The sequence below is a fragment of the Bacillus sp. TH22 genome, assembly GCF_016651015.1.
Lineage (GTDB): Bacteria > Bacillota > Bacilli > Bacillales > Bacillaceae_G > Bacillus_A > Bacillus_A mycoides.
In genome coordinates this window covers 2,203,917-2,221,481 of the sequence record NZ_JAEKER010000001.1, presented here as the reverse complement: position 1 = coordinate 2,221,481, position 17,565 = coordinate 2,203,917, and the positions used below count along the sequence as shown (strand labels likewise).

Annotated in this window: 15 protein-coding genes; 9 read left to right on the top strand and 6 right to left on the bottom strand. The window is 36.5% G+C overall.

Translation table 11 applies throughout. From position 1 onward, the window contains the following. Positions 1 to 142: 142 nt before the first annotated feature. Complete coding sequence (gapN, locus tag JFU18_RS11235) at positions 143 to 1,582, bottom strand: NADP-dependent glyceraldehyde-3-phosphate dehydrogenase (protein WP_002010835.1); 1,440 nt, start codon at positions 1,580 to 1,582, stop codon at positions 143 to 145. Between the two features lie 783 nt (positions 1,583 to 2,365). Between gapN and JFU18_RS11230 the strand changes: the two genes are divergently transcribed. The 5 genes from JFU18_RS11230 to JFU18_RS11210 all read left to right on the top strand — a co-directional run bounded on the left by JFU18_RS11230 (position 2,366) and on the right by JFU18_RS11210 (position 8,684). Next, the gene (locus JFU18_RS11230; RefSeq protein WP_201034751.1) at positions 2,366 to 4,138 is read left to right on the top strand and encodes an ABC transporter ATP-binding protein; all 1,773 of its coding nucleotides are present in this window, start codon (positions 2,366 to 2,368) and stop codon (positions 4,136 to 4,138) included. Next, complete coding sequence (locus tag JFU18_RS11225; RefSeq protein WP_002188440.1) at positions 4,135 to 6,135, top strand: ABC transporter ATP-binding protein; 2,001 nt, start codon at positions 4,135 to 4,137, stop codon at positions 6,133 to 6,135. The genes JFU18_RS11230 and JFU18_RS11225 overlap by 4 nt, the downstream gene beginning before the upstream one ends. 303 nt (positions 6,136 to 6,438) lie before the next feature. After that, positions 6,439 to 7,236, top strand: a complete 798-nt coding sequence (locus JFU18_RS11220) for an amino acid ABC transporter substrate-binding protein (RefSeq protein ID WP_002030008.1) — start codon at positions 6,439 to 6,441, stop codon at positions 7,234 to 7,236. Next, positions 7,223 to 7,921 (top strand): amino acid ABC transporter permease, encoded by a 699-nt coding sequence (locus JFU18_RS11215; protein ID WP_033706449.1) that lies wholly within the window; start codon positions 7,223 to 7,225, stop codon positions 7,919 to 7,921. Before JFU18_RS11220 ends, JFU18_RS11215 begins: the two co-directional genes overlap by 14 nt. A 28-nt stretch (positions 7,922 to 7,949) precedes the next feature. Next, entirely contained in the window at positions 7,950 to 8,684 is a 735-nt protein-coding gene (locus tag JFU18_RS11210; RefSeq protein WP_002010843.1) for an amino acid ABC transporter ATP-binding protein, read from the top strand. Between the two features lie 51 nt (positions 8,685 to 8,735). On the opposite strand, the gene sasP is transcribed toward JFU18_RS11210, so the two are convergent. Further along, positions 8,736 to 8,939 (bottom strand): small acid-soluble spore protein, SasP family, encoded by a 204-nt coding sequence (gene sasP, locus JFU18_RS11205; RefSeq protein ID WP_000013339.1) that lies wholly within the window; start codon positions 8,937 to 8,939, stop codon positions 8,736 to 8,738. A 627-nt stretch (positions 8,940 to 9,566) separates the two neighbouring features. Between sasP and JFU18_RS11200 the strand changes: the two genes are divergently transcribed. Continuing rightward, positions 9,567 to 9,812, top strand: coding sequence for a hypothetical protein (locus tag JFU18_RS11200; RefSeq protein ID WP_201034972.1), 246 nt, complete (start codon positions 9,567 to 9,569; stop codon positions 9,810 to 9,812). Between the two features lie 16 nt (positions 9,813 to 9,828). On the opposite strand, the gene JFU18_RS11195 is transcribed toward JFU18_RS11200, so the two are convergent. Further along, positions 9,829 to 11,289, bottom strand: coding sequence for a YheC/YheD family endospore coat-associated protein (locus JFU18_RS11195; protein WP_061674993.1), 1,461 nt, complete (start codon positions 11,287 to 11,289; stop codon positions 9,829 to 9,831). 19 nt (positions 11,290 to 11,308) lie between these two features. After that, complete coding sequence (locus tag JFU18_RS11190) at positions 11,309 to 12,361, bottom strand: YheC/YheD family protein (RefSeq protein ID WP_002140521.1); 1,053 nt, start codon at positions 12,359 to 12,361, stop codon at positions 11,309 to 11,311. A gap of 125 nt (positions 12,362 to 12,486) precedes the next feature. Here JFU18_RS11190 and JFU18_RS11185 point away from each other — a divergent pair, with 125 nt between their 5' ends. Beyond that, the gene (locus JFU18_RS11185; RefSeq protein WP_201032544.1) at positions 12,487 to 13,632 is read left to right on the top strand and encodes a DUF445 domain-containing protein; all 1,146 of its coding nucleotides are present in this window, start codon (positions 12,487 to 12,489) and stop codon (positions 13,630 to 13,632) included. Positions 13,633 to 13,775: 143 nt separating this feature from the next. Next, positions 13,776 to 14,132 (top strand): YlbF/YmcA family competence regulator, encoded by a 357-nt coding sequence (locus JFU18_RS11180; RefSeq protein ID WP_201034752.1) that lies wholly within the window; start codon positions 13,776 to 13,778, stop codon positions 14,130 to 14,132. A gap of 162 nt (positions 14,133 to 14,294) precedes the next feature. On the opposite strand, the gene JFU18_RS11175 is transcribed toward JFU18_RS11180, so the two are convergent. Both JFU18_RS11175 and JFU18_RS11170 read right to left on the bottom strand, forming a co-directional pair. Next, complete coding sequence (locus JFU18_RS11175) at positions 14,295 to 14,891, bottom strand: NDxxF motif lipoprotein (protein WP_201034753.1); 597 nt, start codon at positions 14,889 to 14,891, stop codon at positions 14,295 to 14,297. Between the two features lie 24 nt (positions 14,892 to 14,915). Continuing rightward, positions 14,916 to 15,473: an HAAS signaling domain-containing protein gene (locus JFU18_RS11170; protein WP_201034754.1), complete on the bottom strand. Its 558-nt coding sequence runs from the start codon at positions 15,471 to 15,473 to the stop codon at positions 14,916 to 14,918. 400 nt (positions 15,474 to 15,873) lie between these two features. Between JFU18_RS11170 and alsS the strand changes: the two genes are divergently transcribed. Next, positions 15,874 to 17,562: an acetolactate synthase AlsS gene (alsS, locus tag JFU18_RS11165; protein ID WP_201034755.1), complete on the top strand. Its 1,689-nt coding sequence runs from the start codon at positions 15,874 to 15,876 to the stop codon at positions 17,560 to 17,562. Positions 17,563 to 17,565: the final 3 nt, after the last annotated feature.

The window sequence follows — 17,565 nt, the reverse complement described above, 5'->3', positions numbered from 1 at the left end:
GTTTAAGAGTAACAAATGTATTTTTATACGTCAATGGATATAGTAATAATCAGATTATAGAGAAGAATTCGTTATTAGGTTCTGGAGGGTTTTAACTAAAAAGCAGCTGACCTAAATATTAGATCAGCTGCTACATATAAGATTAAACTAAGTTTAATACAGTTACTTTTTGACGAGTCATAGACTCAAGGCTCTTACGAATACCTTGTGCGCCCATACCTGAACCTTTTACACCGATGAATGGGAAGTGGTCAGGGCCGCGCTCTGTGCGTCCGTTAATTTGAACAGAACCAGTGTCGATTTTGTTAGCAATTGCAAATGCTTTGTTAATGTCTTTTGTGAAGACACTTGCTTGCAGACCGAACTCTGATTTGTTAGCAATTTCAATCGCTTGTTCGTCAGAAGAAACACGGATGATTGGAAGGATTGGGCCAAATGGCTCTTCCCAAGCAACTTTCATTTCTTCTGTTACGTTGTCGATTAATGTTGGATAAATTAGGTTGCGCTCACGTTTGTTACCGATAACGATTGTTGCACCTTTTTCAGCAGCATCGTCAATTAAACCTTGAACGAAGTCAGCAGATTTGTCGTCGATTAATGGAACGATTGTGCTGTTTTGTTCTGGAGATCCAACTGATAGTTCAGCTACTTGCTCTTTTAATAAGCCAGCTAGTTCGTCTGCTACATTTTCATGTACAAGTACACGCTTAATAGCTGTACAACGTTGACCTGAGTAAGAGAATGCACCGCTTACGATATGCTTTGCAGCTTCTTGTAAGTCTGCATCTTCACAAACGATACCAGGATCTTTACCACCAAGTTCTAATACAAGTGGAATCATCGCAGCTTTTTTCGCTAAATGTTTACCTGTATTGGTACCACCTGTGAACGATACCATATTTACGCCAGGATGTTCTACTAAGTAGTCACCAATTACAGAACCGCGTCCTGTAGCTACGTTTACAAGACCTTTTGGAAGGCCAGCTTTATGAAGTGCTTCAACCATTTTAACACCGCTAATTGCACCTTGAGTTGCTGGTTTGAAGATAACAGCGTTACCCATAATTAGTGCTGGTGCAAGTTTTGCAGCAGATAAGTTTACTGGGTAGTTAAATGGTGCAATTGCTAATACAACACCAAGTGGTGCGCGCTGAATAATCGCAAGTTTAGATTTAGATCCACCAGGGAAGCTATCACCCATCATGCTTTCACCGTGCATGTGAAGTGCTTCGTCAACTGTGTAACGAATTAAGTCAGCTGTACGAACGACTTCTTTTTGCGCATCTTTATAGCCTTTACCGACTTCTTTCATAATGATATCGGCAATTTCATCTTGCATATTTACGAGCTCATCAGCCCATTTATATAAATATTTTGCGCGATCTTGTAGAGAAGCTTCAGCCCATGATTTTTGAGCTTCTTTTGCAGATGCAATTGCTTCATCTACTTCTCCTTGAGTAATTGCTTGTACTTGCCCAATTACTTCGTGTAAGTATGGAGATGGAATGTCGATTGTTTGACCTGAAGAGCTTTCTCTCCATTCTCCGTTTAAATAAAATTTGTACGTATTGCTAGTTGTCATGATTAGTCCTCCTAAAATAGCAACTTGTAAGAGTGAGTATAAGGTGATTGTAGGTGGTTTGATAATATTTTTCAAATGAAATGTTTGTGAAAGCGATTTCTTACTATTTTTTTATTTTGTATGCCCTTTCTTACAGAAGATTCTCTTATTTCAAACTGAATTATAAGTAGAATGCATCACTTTTATTTTTTGTGATAAAAGATTATTTTATTCTAAAGCGAAAAAAATAATTGACAGAATACTCAATAAAGTTGTAAGATTATAAATGGAAAATAAATGAAGGGGGTGTGCGTAATGATTGTAATCGTAAATGTAATGGGCTTAGCTCTGTTAAATGGCGGAAAACATTCATATCATTACGCAACCCGTGCGGATATATAGGACCTTTTTGTCTTATGAGAAGCGTATGTTGCGTATATCGTAACGTACGCTTTTATGCATTCTATTGCATATCGTCAAGCGGCGGTATGCTTTTTTTTGTTTATCCCGCTATTTGCGGGCAGTAAGACTCCCGCCTCAAAATTCAGCTGGAGCAAAGAAGTTGGGAGGGGAGTCGGGCTGCCCGTAAACGCCCGATTGGTGAAGGCTAATAATCAGTGGGGAATGAACAAAACCCCCACTGATTAAAGTTTCACTTTATTTTCCTTGTTACTATAAAAAATCAGAATTTGGAAGGTGGAAAAATGTGATGAAATTGTATGGCTTACGAAATGTAAATGTGATGGGTTTGGATAGCGGATAAAGAAATGTGAATCAAACGGGAACGAGAAAGGAGAGGTTATATTGTTTTCAGTATTACTAAAGTTAAGCTGGTTTTTTAGAGAGCATTGGAAAAGGTATAGTATTGCAATTGGGGTACTTTTAATTGTAAACGTGATAGAGGTAATTCCACCGAAAGTGTTAGGAATTACAATTGATAATATTAAAACGGGAGCCTTAACGAATGAGGCGATTATGCAATATATTCTTATTTTACTTGGGGTAACGATTGTTGGGTATGTACTTACTTTCATTTGGCAGCACCAACTATTTGGCGGTGCGTTCGTACTTGAGAAAACGATGCGTTCAAAATTTATGGGGCATTTACTTAAGATGACACCGACGTTTTATCAAAAAAATCGTACTGGCGATTTAATGGCGAGAGCGACAAATGATTTAAAAGCAATCTCCATGACAGCTGGTTTTGGTATATTAACGCTCGTTGATTCTAGTCTATATATGCTTACAATCGTTTGTATGATGGGCTTTTCAATTAGTTGGCAGTTAACATTTGCTGCGCTTATACCGCTTCCGATTATGGCATATGCGATGAATAGATACGGAAAGAAGTTGCATGAAAGATTTACAGTCGCGCAAGATGCGTTCGGGGATATGAACGATAAAGTACTTGAATCAATTGCGGGTGTACGCGTTATTCGTGCGTATGTACAGGAGAACGCTGATCAAGAAAGGTTTCATCATTTAGGAGATGACGTATACGAGAAAAATATGAGAGTAGCAAGAATCGATGCATTATTCCAGCCAACTGTAAAAATGCTCGTCGGTCTTAGCTATTTAATTGGTTTAGTTTACGGTGCATATCTCGTATTCCAATCAAAGGTGACACTTGGTGAGCTCGTTTCTTTTAACGTCTATTTAGGGATGATGATTTGGCCGATGTTTGCAATTGGTGAATTGATTAATGTTATGCAAAGAGGAAATGCGTCGCTCGACCGTGTAAATGAAACGTTAGCTTATGAACCGGATGTAAAGAATCCGAAAGATCCAAAGGTTGTACAAGAGCCAGATTACATTCAATTTGATAACGTTACTTTTTCATATCCTTCATCAATTGAAACAAATTTAAAAAATGTTTCGTTCTCATTAAAACAAGGAGAGACACTTGGAGTTGTTGGGAAAACAGGAAGCGGGAAAACGACGCTCGTTCGTCAGCTTCTTCGTCAATATCCACTTGGGGAAGGGGACATTGCGGTTTCTGATGTGAAGCTAGATAAAATTACGAATGATAACGTACTTGGCTGGATTGGGTATGTACCTCAGGAACACATTTTGTTCTCAAAAACAGCGAAGGAAAATATTTTATTCGGAAATAGAGAAGCGACTGAAGAAGAACTTGAAAAAGCGATTGAAATAGCTGCGTTTAAAAAGGATTTAGAGTTTTTACCGGAAGGTTTAGAAACGCTCGTTGGAGAGAAAGGTGTTTCTTTATCAGGTGGGCAAAAGCAAAGGATTTCGATTGCGAGGGCTGTTATTCAAAATCCGGAAATTTTAATTTTGGACGATTCTTTATCAGCTGTTGATGCTCGTACTGAAGCGGCAATTATTGAAAACATACGAACAGAAAGAAGCGGGAAGACGACGATTATAACAACGCATCGTTTGTCAGCAGTGCAGCATGCTGATTGGATTCTCGTTATGGATAACGGTGAGGTTATTGAAGAAGGTTCGCATGAAGCGCTCATTCGAAATGGGGGCTGGTATGCAGAGCAGTTCGAAAGACAACAAGGTGAAAGTGAAAGTGAAAGTGAAAGTACGGATAGTGGGGTGAAAATATGAGTGTTTCAAAACGATTGTTTCAATACGCGATGAAAGTAAAAGGGCCGATTTTTGCAGCGATGGCGATGCTATTTGTTTTCGTTATTGCAGAACTCGCGGGTCCTTTCGTCGCAAAAACGATGATCGATGAGCATATCGTTGGAATAGAGAGACCCTGGTATGAAACAGAAAAGAGTGAGGATGCTGTTTCATATAATGGCGCCTTTTATAAGCGAAGTGATCGCTTTGAACAAGGTGAGCAAAAAGGGAAAGAAGTCCGAGTGATTCAAGTTGGTTTTCAGTACTATTTTGTACCGAATAAAATAACGCTTGAAGGAACTCGTTCTGTTAAGGGTGATGTGCTTACAGTACAAAGTGGTAAGGCAGTGCAAGTGTATAAATCGAAAGCCTTAACGAAAGAAGAAGTATTTGCGTTTTATAAACCAGAAATAAATAGGTTATTACTACTTGGCGGTGGATATTTCGCTTTATTAGTAGTCGTATCATTATTTGCATACGGAAAGCAGTTCTTCTTACAGAAGGCAGCAAACAAAATTATTCAAATTATGAGGGAAGACGTCTTTTCCCATATTCAAACGTTGCCAATTCGTTATTTTGACCATTTACCAGCAGGGAAAATTGTTTCGCGTGTAACGAATGATACAGAAGCGATTCGTGATTTATATGTAACAGTGCTTGCGACATTCGTCTCTAGTATCATCTATATTATCGGGATTTTCGCTGCGCTATTTTTACTTGATGTAAAACTGGCGGCACTATGCTTACTCATCATCCCAATTTTAATCGTTTGGGCGATTATGTATAGAAAGTATGCGTCTGTATACAATCATAAAATGCGTTCGCGTTTATCGGATATTAACGGAACAGTGAATGAATCAATTCAAGGGATGCCAATTATTCAAGCATTTCGTCAAGAACATGAAACGAAGAAGGAATTTGAAGAGTTAAATGGTGATTATTTTAAATATCAAAATAAAATTTTAAATTTAAATGCAGCAACTTCGCATAATTTAGTGTCTGTATTAAGAAACATCGCTTTCACAGGTGTAATTTGGTATTTCGGTGGTGCTTCATTAAGTGCTTCTGGCCTCCTTTCTCTAGGGATACTATATGCTTTCGTTGATTATTTAACGAGATTGTTCTCGCCAATTACGAACATGGTGAACCAACTTGCTAACTTAGAGCAATCGCGTGTTGCATCAGAGCGCGTCTTTGAATTGCTAGAGGAAAAGGGAGAGGCAGTAGAAGAAGAACGTATGCCTCGCTTAACCGGAAATGTGAAATTCGATAATGTTTCGTTTTCTTACAATGGAAAAGATGAAGTATTAAAAAATATTTCTTTTGAAGCGAAACAAGGGGAGACAGTGGCACTTGTCGGTCATACTGGATCAGGAAAAAGTTCCATTATGAATGTGCTCTTTCAGTTTTATGAATTTCAAAAAGGGAAGCTTACGATTGATGGTCACGATGTAACAGAGATGCCGAAACAAGCCACACGTGAACATATGGGAATTGTATTGCAAGATCCGTTTTTATTTAGCGGGACAGTGGCATCCAATGTAAGCTTAGAAAATGAAGAAATTTCAAAAGATCGCATCGTAAAGGCGTTACGTGATGTTGGTGCGGAAAGGTTTGCGAACAATATAGATGAAAAAATTACGGAGAAAGGAAGTACACTTTCAACCGGAGAACGTCAGCTTATATCGTTTGCTAGGGCACTTGCTTTTGATCCTGCCATTTTAATTTTAGATGAAGCGACTTCCAGTATTGATACAGAAACAGAAGCGATGATTCAACAAGCGCTAGAAGTTGTGAAAAAAGGACGAACGACGTTTATTATCGCTCATCGTCTTTCAACAATTAAGAGCGCTGATCAAATTATTGTGCTTGATAGAGGAACGATTTTGGAAAAAGGTTCCCATGATGAATTAATGAAAAAGCGCGGGCGTTATTATGATATGTATAAAACGCAAATGGAAGGAAACCAGAGTGCTTAATTTTTAGAAGAACTTGCGATTTTCGCAAGTTCTTTTTTGATCGGATTGTCCGCTTAGAAGTTAGTATATTTCACCGGCTGAAAAACTTATAAATAAGTAGGTATTGTTTTACCTTTTTCTTTATAAATGCTATATTAAAAAATGTTACTTATTTTTTGTATGTAGCGCTATTTTTCCATTTTGTTTGATTATGAAGAAAAAGGTTAAACTAAATAAGAACATTTTCATTGAAAAATTGTTCAAAATTGCATACAATCAATATAGTTTTTAAATTCCTATCAGAATACTTGGAGGACTACTATCATGAAAAAATTATTTTCAGTGCTTGCAGTAACTACATTAGCGATTGGGATTGTAGCGGGCTGCGGTAAAGAAGAGAAAAAAGATACAGCTAATCAAGATGCATTACAGAAGATAAAACAAAGCGGTGAGCTTGTAATTGGTACAGAAGGTACATATCCACCATTTACGTTCCACGATACAAACGATAAATTAACTGGGTTTGACGTTGAATTAGCAGAAGAAGTTGCAAAACGTTTAGGTGTAAAGCCTGTATTTAAAGAAACACAATGGGATAGCTTACTTGCAGGAATAGATGCAAAACGTTTCGACATGGTTGCGAACGAAGTTGGTATTCGTGAAGATCGCCAAAAGAAATATGACTTCTCTAGTCCATATATTTCTTCTTCAGCAGCATTAGTTATTGCGAAAGATAAAGATAAACCTGCTACATTTGCTGACGTAAAAGGATTAAAAGCAGCACAATCTTTAACAAGTAACTACGCAGATATTGCTAAGAAAAATGGTGCGGAAATCACAGGTGTAGAAGGGTTTAGCCAAGCAGCAGAATTATTAAGTTCTGGCCGCGTTGATTTCACAATCAATGATAAATTATCAGTGTTAAACTATTTAGAAACGAAAAAAGATGCAAAAATTAAAATTGTAGATACAGAAAAAGAAGCGTCACAAAGTGGATTCTTATTCCGTAAAGGTAGCGACAAACTTGTACAAGAAGTAAATAAAGCGTTAGAAGATATGAAAAAAGATGGTACGTACGATAAAATAACGAAAAAATGGTTCGGTGAAAATGTATCTAAGTAGCGCATTGATGTCAGATCGATTGTCTACTTGGATAGATATTATGCAGACTTCCTTCGCGCCTATGCTGAAGGAAGCTGTCTTTACGACAATTCCGTTAACGCTTATTACATTTATTATCGGTATTATACTTGCGACGTTAACAGCGCTCGCACGTATTTCAGGTAGTCGTATTTTACAATGGATTGCTCGTATCTATGTATCTATCATTCGCGGAACGCCACTTCTTGTACAGTTATTTATTATTTTCTATGGTCTTCCAACTCTTAATATTGAAGTTGAGCCATATACAGCAGCAGTTATTGGATTTTCATTAAATGTAGGTGCATATGCATCTGAAATTATTCGTGCTTCTATCCTTTCAATCCCGAAAGGACAGTGGGAAGCAGCTTACACAATTGGGATGACATACCCGCAAGCATTAAAACGTGTTATTTTACCACAAGCAACACGCGTATCAATTCCGCCGCTTTCGAATACATTTATTAGTTTAGTGAAGGATACGTCATTAGCGTCGTTAATTTTAGTAACAGAAATGTTCCGAAAAGCGCAGGAAATTGCGGCAATGAACTATGAGTTTTTAATTGTTTATTTTGAAGCAGGTCTAATTTATTGGGTAATTTGCTTCTTATTATCTATCGTGCAACAAATATTAGAAAAACGTTCAGAACGTTATACTCTAAAATAACCCTTTCATAAAAGGAGTTTTTGTTTTTATGATTTCAATTCAACATTTACAAAAAAGTTTCGGAGATAATACCGTATTAAAACATATAGACTTATCAGTTGAGAAGGGCGAAGTGGTTGTTATTATCGGGCCATCTGGATCTGGTAAAACGACATTCTTACGTTGTCTCAACGTGTTAGAAACGCCGAACGCTGGTAACATTCGCATCGGCAATAAAGAGCTCGATTTCTCTCAAAAAGTATCGAAGAAAGATATTGTAAATCTTCGTACGCAAACAGGTATGGTATTCCAACACCATAATCTATTTCCTCATTTAACAGCAATTCACAATGTAATGGAAGGGCTCGTTACAGTGAAAAAGATGGGGAAAGAAGAAGCGAAGAAAAAAGCAAACTATTTCCTTGAAAAAGTTGGTCTTGCGGATAAAGTAGACTTATATCCGTTCCAATTATCAGGTGGACAACAACAGCGCGTTGGAATCGCTCGTGCGCTTGCGATGGAGCCGGAAGTTTTACTATTTGATGAGCCAACGTCAGCACTTGATCCTGAGCTAGTTCAAGAAGTTTTAAAGGTTATGAAAGAACTTGCTAAAGAAGGAATGACGATGGTCATTGTAACGCATGAAATGCGCTTTGCTCATCAAATTGCGAACCGTGTTATTTTCATGGATGGCGGTGTCGTTGTCGAACAAGGTACACCGGAAGATGTATTTACAAATCCAAAAGAAGAACGAACGAAGAAGTTTTTACAAATGTTGCAATAAATTAAGGAAGGTCTCAAGGCATATGCCTTGAGACCTTTTTGCCATATATATTTATTTTTGGAATCCGCCAAGGCTTTGCTCAGCCATTGCAACTAAACGTTTTGTAATTTCTCCACCAACAGAACCGTTAGCGCGAGCCGTAGAATCTGCTCCTAATTGTACACCAAATTCTTGAGCGATTTCGTACTTCATTTGATCGATTGCTGCTGTTGCACCTGGTACTACTAATTGATTTGAAGAATTTTGGTTTGCCATAGGAATATATCCTCCTTAGAGTTATAAAAATTTTTTTGGTTGGACTAGCTGGATTTGAACCAGATTATCGCCCCGTTTGGCGCTAATCCATCGGTAATTAAGTTTGTACTCATAGTATGGATGTTACCTAGAAAGATATACAAAATAATAATTTGTAAATTTTGTAAAAAAATCATCGCTATTTTGTAAATTATGAAATAAGAGTAATCGTTGTATTTTTAAGAAAGAAGGCTAAACTAAGAGCGAAATCATATGCGTTTTTTTCTTTGTATAACCAGCTTGGCTTACTTAACTTATGATTTGTTAAAGTGAGACAAATTCCAGTTTAGTAAAATGAAAATTAAATCGGGAGCAACTACATAGTTCTTTTTTAACCCAGGATGGGGAAGAAAAAGGAACTGACCGCGTCTATGCACGGCTAGATGCTCTCTTCAATCTAAAAAAGAGGCTTTTAAACGAAAATGTAATTAAAGCTTAGTAAAATGAAAATTAAACGGCAACAACTGCATAGTTCTGTTTTAACCCAGGGTGGGAAGAAAAAGGAACTGACCGCGTCTATGCACGGCTAGATGCTCTCTTTAATCTAAAAAAAGGACTTTTTAAACGATAACGTATGGAGGAATCATGATGGGAATTTGCCCGCTTTGCAACGCGCTAGAATCACAAACATATTCTTGTCAAAATTGCCAAGGTATACTCCAAGATTATGGGAAAACTGTAGATTACATAGACGATTACAGTGCATATATGGATCAAGAATTATTAAGTGCAGTAGACGATTTAACACATAATAATTCACAGGAGTATTGCAATCATGTTTTTTATTGCGGAGTATGTAATGTGGAAACAGAAGTTGTAGTGAAGCTCGTTTAAATAAAAAACTTCCACCTTATGAAGGAGGTGGAAGTTTTTGTTTTTGTATTTGTGAGTTAATCATAGGGGAAGGGATGTTTTCGGTATGTGACGAAGGATCTGATTTTATTTGTGACATTTTTTCTTTCTTGTCGCGCAAAGAGTGTTCAGTTAAATAGATGGCATATTCATAAAATAATTGGCGCGTAAGTTCACTTTGTTCTTTTAACTTTTCATCTTGGAATACAGTTCGCCCCGGTTTAGAATTTGCTTCAAATAGCCACGGGTTTTCCGTGGTGTCTAAACCAATGTCAAAACCAATTTCTCCAATGTTCCCGGTTACTTGCCCATCAAGTGCATAACTGATTTGTAAGGCTGTTTGTTTTAGTTTATTTTCAATTTGAACTTGCTTTGTTGAATCAGGAAATAGTTCCTGAAGTAATTTCGTATCACCGCCGCTATTTACATGAGTTGTTAAGCTACCTTTGCCGGCGATTTTTGCGACGATTGCACTGACTACCCAATTACCAAAATGGTTTTTATTTGTATGAATGCGAAAATCGACGGGTTGCCCTTCGAAGCGGAGCAGTGAGATACCTTGTTGTACGATAAACTTTTTTAAATCATGTCCTTTTAACACATGGTTAAGAAGGGCTTCTAATGATTGATACTTTCTTAGTTTGTTTTGTTCATTTTCACGATAACGACAATAGTAGCAATTATCAGTTTGAGAATAGAGTATTTGATGAATATTTCTTCCGAAGCTACCGTGTATTGGTTTCATATAAATGTACTTATGCGTACCGAGAAGTCGTTCTACTTGTTCAAAATGTTGAAATACTTCTGTATTTGGTAAGAATGGTTTAATTGAATCTTCTTTCATTAAAAGTTGATGCACTTCCCATTTATTGAAAAATCCTGGATTAAACCACGGAATCGCATAGTCGCTTTCTAAACGTTTTTTTGCTCTTACGATAGGTTTGTAATTTTCCGCTTGCCGATTTGGTAATCGGTCGTAAATGACATTTGGTAAAGGGACTTTGTTTTTTACCCATTTTCCTTCTTGAAAGAAGTACCCTTCAATTGTTTCCTCTTCCCAGTTTATATGTTGAATGCCAAAGACAAATACAAATGGCTGCAATGTGAATGGTGGTGTTAATAACTCACTGAGAGAGATGGAACGGCTTCCTAAAGGAGAATTAGAATCATCGTTAAAGCCAGTTGTGAAAATCCCGATTAATGGGCCGAAAACAATGGTTTGATTGTGTAAGAAGGCATGGATTGCCGTCGAATGCGGTAGTAAAAGATCGGCTGCAATCTGTTCGCCAATAATAATTTCTCGCGTGAATGAATAATGAATTTTAATATTCTCACATGTAATATAACGTAAGCCAAAGAAAAAGGATGTAATTGGTGGTGTAATAGAAAAAACGTAAGGTAAAGTAATACTATTTGGATGCTCATCTGAAATACTTAATGTATATATGTGCTCTTTCAACGGGGATTTCCTCCTTTCGTTATGGTGTAAATCGGCTAAACTTTAATGGACCATGAAAAATTTGTTCAGCCAGTTCGTCGTTGTACCTAGTATAAACATCGTAAGAAGGCATCGTATTGACGTACATAAGCCAAATGGCACCTTTTTGATCCATAATGGTAGAAAGCTCTAGTTCAAATAATGAAGAATAGGACTGATCGAGTGTTTTAAACACTTCATTTACAACATCATGTAAAGCATCTTTTAATAATTGAACGCCAGTTGGAGAAAGTAAATATTTAATTTTAGAAAATGGATGTAACATAGAACGTTCTGTTGCTGAAAGTAAAAATTGTGCTGGGAATGAAGATTTTTGTATAAATTGACCGAGCACTTGCCAATTCTGTTCTTTATTTTTTTGCATAATGGTTCGAATATGAATCGGATATGATAGTTGATTTGGAGGTTGTAACATTGGATGAATCATATAACGGAATGAGTGTATGTTCGATTTGCACCATGATATAAATTTATCTGTTCGTTTGAATTGAGTAGAAGTATGATGTTGTTCATTTATTGTATCGATATGAAATGTTTTATTTTTGTAAGTGGCCCGATATAAATTTTCATTGGAGTGTATATTGATTGGTCTTATAATAATATCTCTTGTTTCTAGTAGTAATTTAAAAATTCCTTGTACTGTTCCTTTTATTATTTTTGGTACGTAAGGGGAAAGACGTTTATTAGTAAGAAAAAGATTGTGTAAATCGCTTGGGTTAATAAGTGTGTTGTTTAAAAAAGTAGTGGAAGAACGTTTGTGTAATGAATGAATAATCGCATTTGCTTGTTGGAATTCCTCATCCTCTTTGAAATGACAACGATCATATATATATGAAGGAATGGGAAAGGTTTGATCTATCCAATTTCCTGTATCTGTATCGTAAATAAGACCAGAAACAAGATCTGTCTTTGAATCAATGCTAAACGGTGTGAATTGGGCAACGACGTTATGATAAAGACGAGCTCGCTTAGCGATTTCGGTGTAATACGTTTGCTCGTGATGGAGACCGGAAGTTAAAAGACCAAGAACCAACGAAATCACTCCTTTAGTAATAAGATGTTTGCATTATAGGCGAAGCTATATATTGCAAATACGTTTTTATACCATTATACTTTTGTCCGTATGATGATATGCTATAGTTTTGGAGAAGTGAAAGGTTGATTGTGATGAATATATGGTTAAATATGTTAATAACGACAGGGCTCGGGGCAATTATTGGAGGATACACAAATCATTTAGCCATAAAAATGTTATTTCGTCCTCATCGTCCGATTTATATTGGGAAGTTTCAAGTTCCATTTACGCCAGGGTTAATTCCGAAACGCCGCGATGAGCTTGCTGTTCAATTAGGTAAAATGGTTGTAGACCATTTGTTAACACCAGAAGGAATCGGAAAAAAACTAACAAATAAAGAGTTTCAAACCAGTTTAATTCGCTGGACACAAGTGGAAGTTGATAAAGTAATTACAAATGAACAGTCGTTACGGGATATGTTAGAAAAATGGAATTTAGAACATGTAGAAGAAGAGGCGAGCGGGAAAATCGAACATGTTATTACAGAAAAAATTCATGCATTTTTAGCAGAGTACTATACATATACATGGGAACAGGCGTTACCTCATTCTGTTCATGAAAAAGTAGAGAATGCGATTCCGAATGTAGCATCTTTTATTTTAAAAAGAGGAATTAGCTTTTTGGAAAGTGAAGAAGGAAAGGAACGCCTTTCAAAAATGATTGATGACTTTTTCGCTTCTCGCGGAACGCTGCTTAACTTAGTTGGCATGTTTTTAGGGAATGTAAGTTTAGTTGATCGTGTGCAGCCGGAAGTAATTAAGTTTTTAGGACAAGATGGAACAGAGCGGCTTTTAACTGATGTACTGCAAAAAGAGTGGGAAAAGTTAAAAGGAAGAGACGTAAAAGAATTAGAAACGTTCGTAGAGAAAGAAATGATTGTGAACTCCATATTGTCAGCGGTTAAAGTAGAGGAAACAGTGAGTAGATTTTTAAATCAGTCTGTTCAGCAAGTATGTGAGCCAGTTCGAGAAACAATCGTTGAAAAAGTGGTCCCTAGCGCAGTAGAGAAAGGCTTGAAGTGGGGGACAGAAAATGTGGGAAGTATATTGGGAAATCTACAGCTTGCGGAAATTGTCCAGCAAGAAGTATCTACATTTTCAACAGAGAGACTAGAAGATCTCGTATTGTCCATTACAAAAAATGAGTTGAAAATGATTACATATTTAGGGGCGTTATTAGGAGGAACAATTGGATTTATTCAAGGGTTGTTACTCTTGTTCCTTAAGTAATAAAGATGGGTGCATAGAAATAAAAGTGAAATTTCTTCCCATCTCTTGCATAGTTTGATATGGTAGGAAGAGGTGCGTATGTAAATGCACTTAAAAGGCAGTGCGAGCGAAAAGCGCTAGCCTTCTAAAGGAGGAAAAATAAAATGACAAAAAACATTCATGATGTTGCATATGAATTACAAAAAACAATCGCTGAAAACGAAGATTTCCAAACACTAAAAGCAAGCTACGCAGCAGTACAAGGAGATGCAGAGTCAAAGAACTTATTCGAAGAGTTCCGCGCGATGCAACTTGGCTTACAACAAAAAATGATGCAAGGCCAAGAAATCACTGAAGAAGATAACCAAAAAGCACAAGAAGTTGTAGCTCGCATTCAACAAGATGCTAAAATCACAAAGTTAATGGAAACTGAGCAACGTTTAAACATCGTTATCACTGACGTTAACAAAATTATCATGAAGCCACTTGAAGAATTATATAGCGCGCAACAACAAGCTTAATGATGGAAGACGCCCTGGTATAGGGGCGTCTTTTTTGTTTATGAAATAGATGAATTACATTTTGATAGTCCGTCCACAAAAAAAAAGCCCATTCAAAACAGTCTTTTTTAGTGACTATTTTGAATGGGCTTATGATAGATTCTACAATTTTTGAATATTTCATTACTTGTTGAAATACTCAGTTCTAATATTTTTTTCTTTCAAAAACTTTTCAATTTCTTTTTGCTTCCTACCATTAACTTTCTCAAAGCGTTTTGTAAAAGAAAAATCAGTTTTGAATAAGTTACCATCTTGCGCGAGTTTGTCTAATTCGTCCTCTAGTTCTACTGAAAGTGCTGTAGAAGATGAAATAAATTCATAGATTTCCTTCGAAGGCTGTTTGTAATCATTGGGGATCGTATTGTTACTAATAAAAGTATGGAAATTCGCATCATTTTGTTTTGCTAAATCTACTAGTTGCTTTAATTTCTCTCGGTCGGATTCCGTGACATTCTCGTCAGACATAGATGATGAAAGTGGAACGATGTTTTCGTCTAACTCTCCGCTATAATTTAAATACGTCTTTATATTTTGTTTCATTTCGTCTTCGTTAATCGTTTCATTCTTTTTTGAGGAAGTGAATATAGTTTCTGGAATTTTTATCGTTACATCTTTAATAGATTGCACATCGTTTTCTTCCTTAGGTTGTGCACTGTTTGAACAAGCTGATAGAAATAAAATTGTAAGTAACATGAGTAGATATAAAGTATACTTCTTCATTTTAATCTCCTTTTATATTCATTATTATCTTTGTAAAATAGCTATATTCCATTTCAAATACTTTACTAAAGTTGTGTATAGATGTTTTACCATTTGGTAAGATATGACGGATATGAGTAAACCGCTGCAAAAAGCGATGAACACATTATAAACATCGGAATAACTAATTTGATGAAACCCTTTAAAAAATCCTAACCCTATTAATAAAATAGGTGAAATGATTAATAATGGAGTGGCAATGATAAGGGCTAGAAGAATCGGTAATAAAAAGAGTAGTACGAAAAAGGCGATAATGATAAAGGCAAAGTTTAAAACACTTAAGCTCATAACAGAAAATAGTGCGGTTATCATATTTTTGAAGCTTCGTTTATTGTCCGCGTTTTGTATTGCATAGGAAACATTAAGTTCTTTAGCAATAGTTTTAGGGTCTCCTAGTTTCCTGGAAATTTCTTCTTCAGATTTCCCATCCTGTTTAGCACTGATAAAATGAGTTTCATACTCTGAAATAATATCTTTCTTTTCTAAACTAGGCATATTCCGCAGGGAAGAACTAAGTTGTTCCAAAAATTCACTTTTGTTCATAACAATCACTTTCCTTTATAAAATGATGAATTACAGCTGAGAATCCTATCTTTTGAAAAGGGGGATACGAATTATAAGGTGCGTTCCAATTATTGGGCATTCCAATATTTACAAATATATCATTTAGTAGTGTTCTTTGCAAGGTACTATAATGTTTTTAATACTGTGATGAGATGAAAGTTTTTCGTACATTTTTAGATGAGATATAAAAATATTATTTTAGGATAAGCAAAGGGTTGTAAGCGTATTCCTTAGAGGTTGTCAAAAAACTGTCGAATTCATATCGTTGGAAAAATAATGAATTTGTAATATAATGATAAATAATACTTCACCACATTAATTAACTAGGTGAAATTAAAAATCTTTATTACACACATTATGAAATAAAGGGATGATTAGTTTGAGTACAGGTGTAAAAGCAAACGACGTGAAAACAAAAACAAAAGGAGCAGATCTTGTTGTTGATTGTTTAATTAAACAAGGTGTTACACATGTTTTCGGTATTCCAGGAGCGAAGATTGACTCTGTATTTGATGTACTGCAAGAAAGAGGACCAGAGTTAATTGTTTGTCGTCATGAACAAAATGCAGCATTTATGGCAGCTGCTATTGGTAGATTAACAGGGAAACCGGGCGTATGTCTTGTAACTTCAGGACCAGGGACATCAAATTTAGCGACAGGTCTTGTTACTGCGAATGCGGAGAGTGATCCCGTTGTTGCTTTAGCTGGTGCAGTTCCGCGTACAGATCGATTAAAACGTACGCATCAATCTATGGATAATGCTGCATTATTCGAACCAATCACTAAATATAGCGTAGAAGTCGAGCATCCTGATAATGTACCAGAAGCACTTACTAATGCATTTCGAAGTGCTACTTCTACAAATCCAGGAGCAACACTTGTAAGTCTTCCGCAAGACGTTATGACTGCGGAAACGACAGTAGAATCTATCGGTGCGCTTTCTAAGCCACAGCTTGGAATCGCTCCCATAAGTGAAATTACATATGTAGTAGAAAAAATAAAATCAGCGAAATTACCAGTTATTTTACTCGGCATGAGAGCGAGCACAAATGAAGTAACGAAAGCAGTTCGTGAGTTAATTGCTGATACAGAACTTCCTGTTGTTGAAACATATCAAGCAGCTGGTGCAATTTCACGTGAGTTAGAAGATCATTTCTTCGGCCGCGTTGGATTATTCCGTAACCAACCAGGTGATATTTTACTAGAAGAAGCGGATCTTGTTATTTCTATCGGCTATGACCCAATTGAGTATGATCCGAAATTCTGGAATAAACTTGGCGATAGAACAATTATTCACCTTGATGATCACCAAGCAGATATCGACCATGATTACCAACCAGAGCGTGAATTAATTGGCGATATCGCTTTAACTGTAAATAGCATTGCAGAGAAATTACCGAAGCTTGTATTAAATACGAAATCAGAAGCAGTTTTAGAACGATTACGCTCGAAATTATCAGAGCAAGCAGAAGTTCCAAATCGTGCTTCAGAAGGTGTTACGCATCCACTTCAAGTCATTCGTACACTTCGTTCTTTAATTAGTGACGATACAACCGTTACATGTGACATCGGTTCCCATTCTATTTGGATGGCAAGATGTTTCCGTTCTTATGAACCACGTAGACTATTATTTAGTAACGGTATGCAAACGTTAGGTGTTGCACTTCCTTGGGCAATTGCAGCTACTTTAGTTGAACCGGGCAAGAAAGTTGTTTCCGTGTCAGGTGATGGTGGTTTCTTATTCTCTTCGATGGAATTAGAAACAGCGGTACGTTTAAATGCACCGATCGTACATCTTGTATGGAGAGACGGTACGTATGATATGGTTGCGTTCCAACAAATGATGAAATATGGTAGAACATCAGCTACAGAGTTTGGCGATGTTGATCTTGTGAAATATGCAGAAAGCTTCGGTGCAAAAGGTCTTCGCGTTAACACGCCTGATGAATTAGAAGGTGTATTAAAAGAAGCATTAGCAGCAGACGGACCTGTCATTATTGATGTTCCAATTGACTACCGTGACAACATTAAATTAAGCAGAAAATTATTACCAAACCAATTAAACTAATGG

Excerpts from the sequence above, each read along its gene's own strand:
- gapN (WP_002010835.1), bottom strand. The coding sequence starts at position 1,582 with ATGACAACTAGCAATACGTACAAATTTTATTTAAACGGAGAATGGAGA.
- JFU18_RS11225 (WP_002188440.1), top strand. The coding sequence starts at position 4,135 with ATGAGTGTTTCAAAACGATTGTTTCAATACGCGATGAAAGTAAAAGGG.
- JFU18_RS11220 (WP_002030008.1), top strand. The coding sequence starts at position 6,439 with ATGAAAAAATTATTTTCAGTGCTTGCAGTAACTACATTAGCGATTGGG.
- JFU18_RS11215 (WP_033706449.1), top strand. The coding sequence starts at position 7,223 with ATGTATCTAAGTAGCGCATTGATGTCAGATCGATTGTCTACTTGGATA.
- JFU18_RS11210 (WP_002010843.1), top strand. The coding sequence starts at position 7,950 with ATGATTTCAATTCAACATTTACAAAAAAGTTTCGGAGATAATACCGTA.
- sasP (WP_000013339.1), bottom strand. The coding sequence starts at position 8,939 with ATGGCAAACCAAAATTCTTCAAATCAATTAGTAGTACCAGGTGCAACA.
- JFU18_RS11200 (WP_201034972.1), top strand. The coding sequence starts at position 9,567 with ATGGGAATTTGCCCGCTTTGCAACGCGCTAGAATCACAAACATATTCT.
- JFU18_RS11180 (WP_201034752.1), top strand. The coding sequence starts at position 13,776 with ATGACAAAAAACATTCATGATGTTGCATATGAATTACAAAAAACAATC.
- JFU18_RS11175 (WP_201034753.1), bottom strand. The coding sequence starts at position 14,891 with ATGAAGAAGTATACTTTATATCTACTCATGTTACTTACAATTTTATTT.
- JFU18_RS11170 (WP_201034754.1), bottom strand. The coding sequence starts at position 15,473 with ATGAACAAAAGTGAATTTTTGGAACAACTTAGTTCTTCCCTGCGGAAT.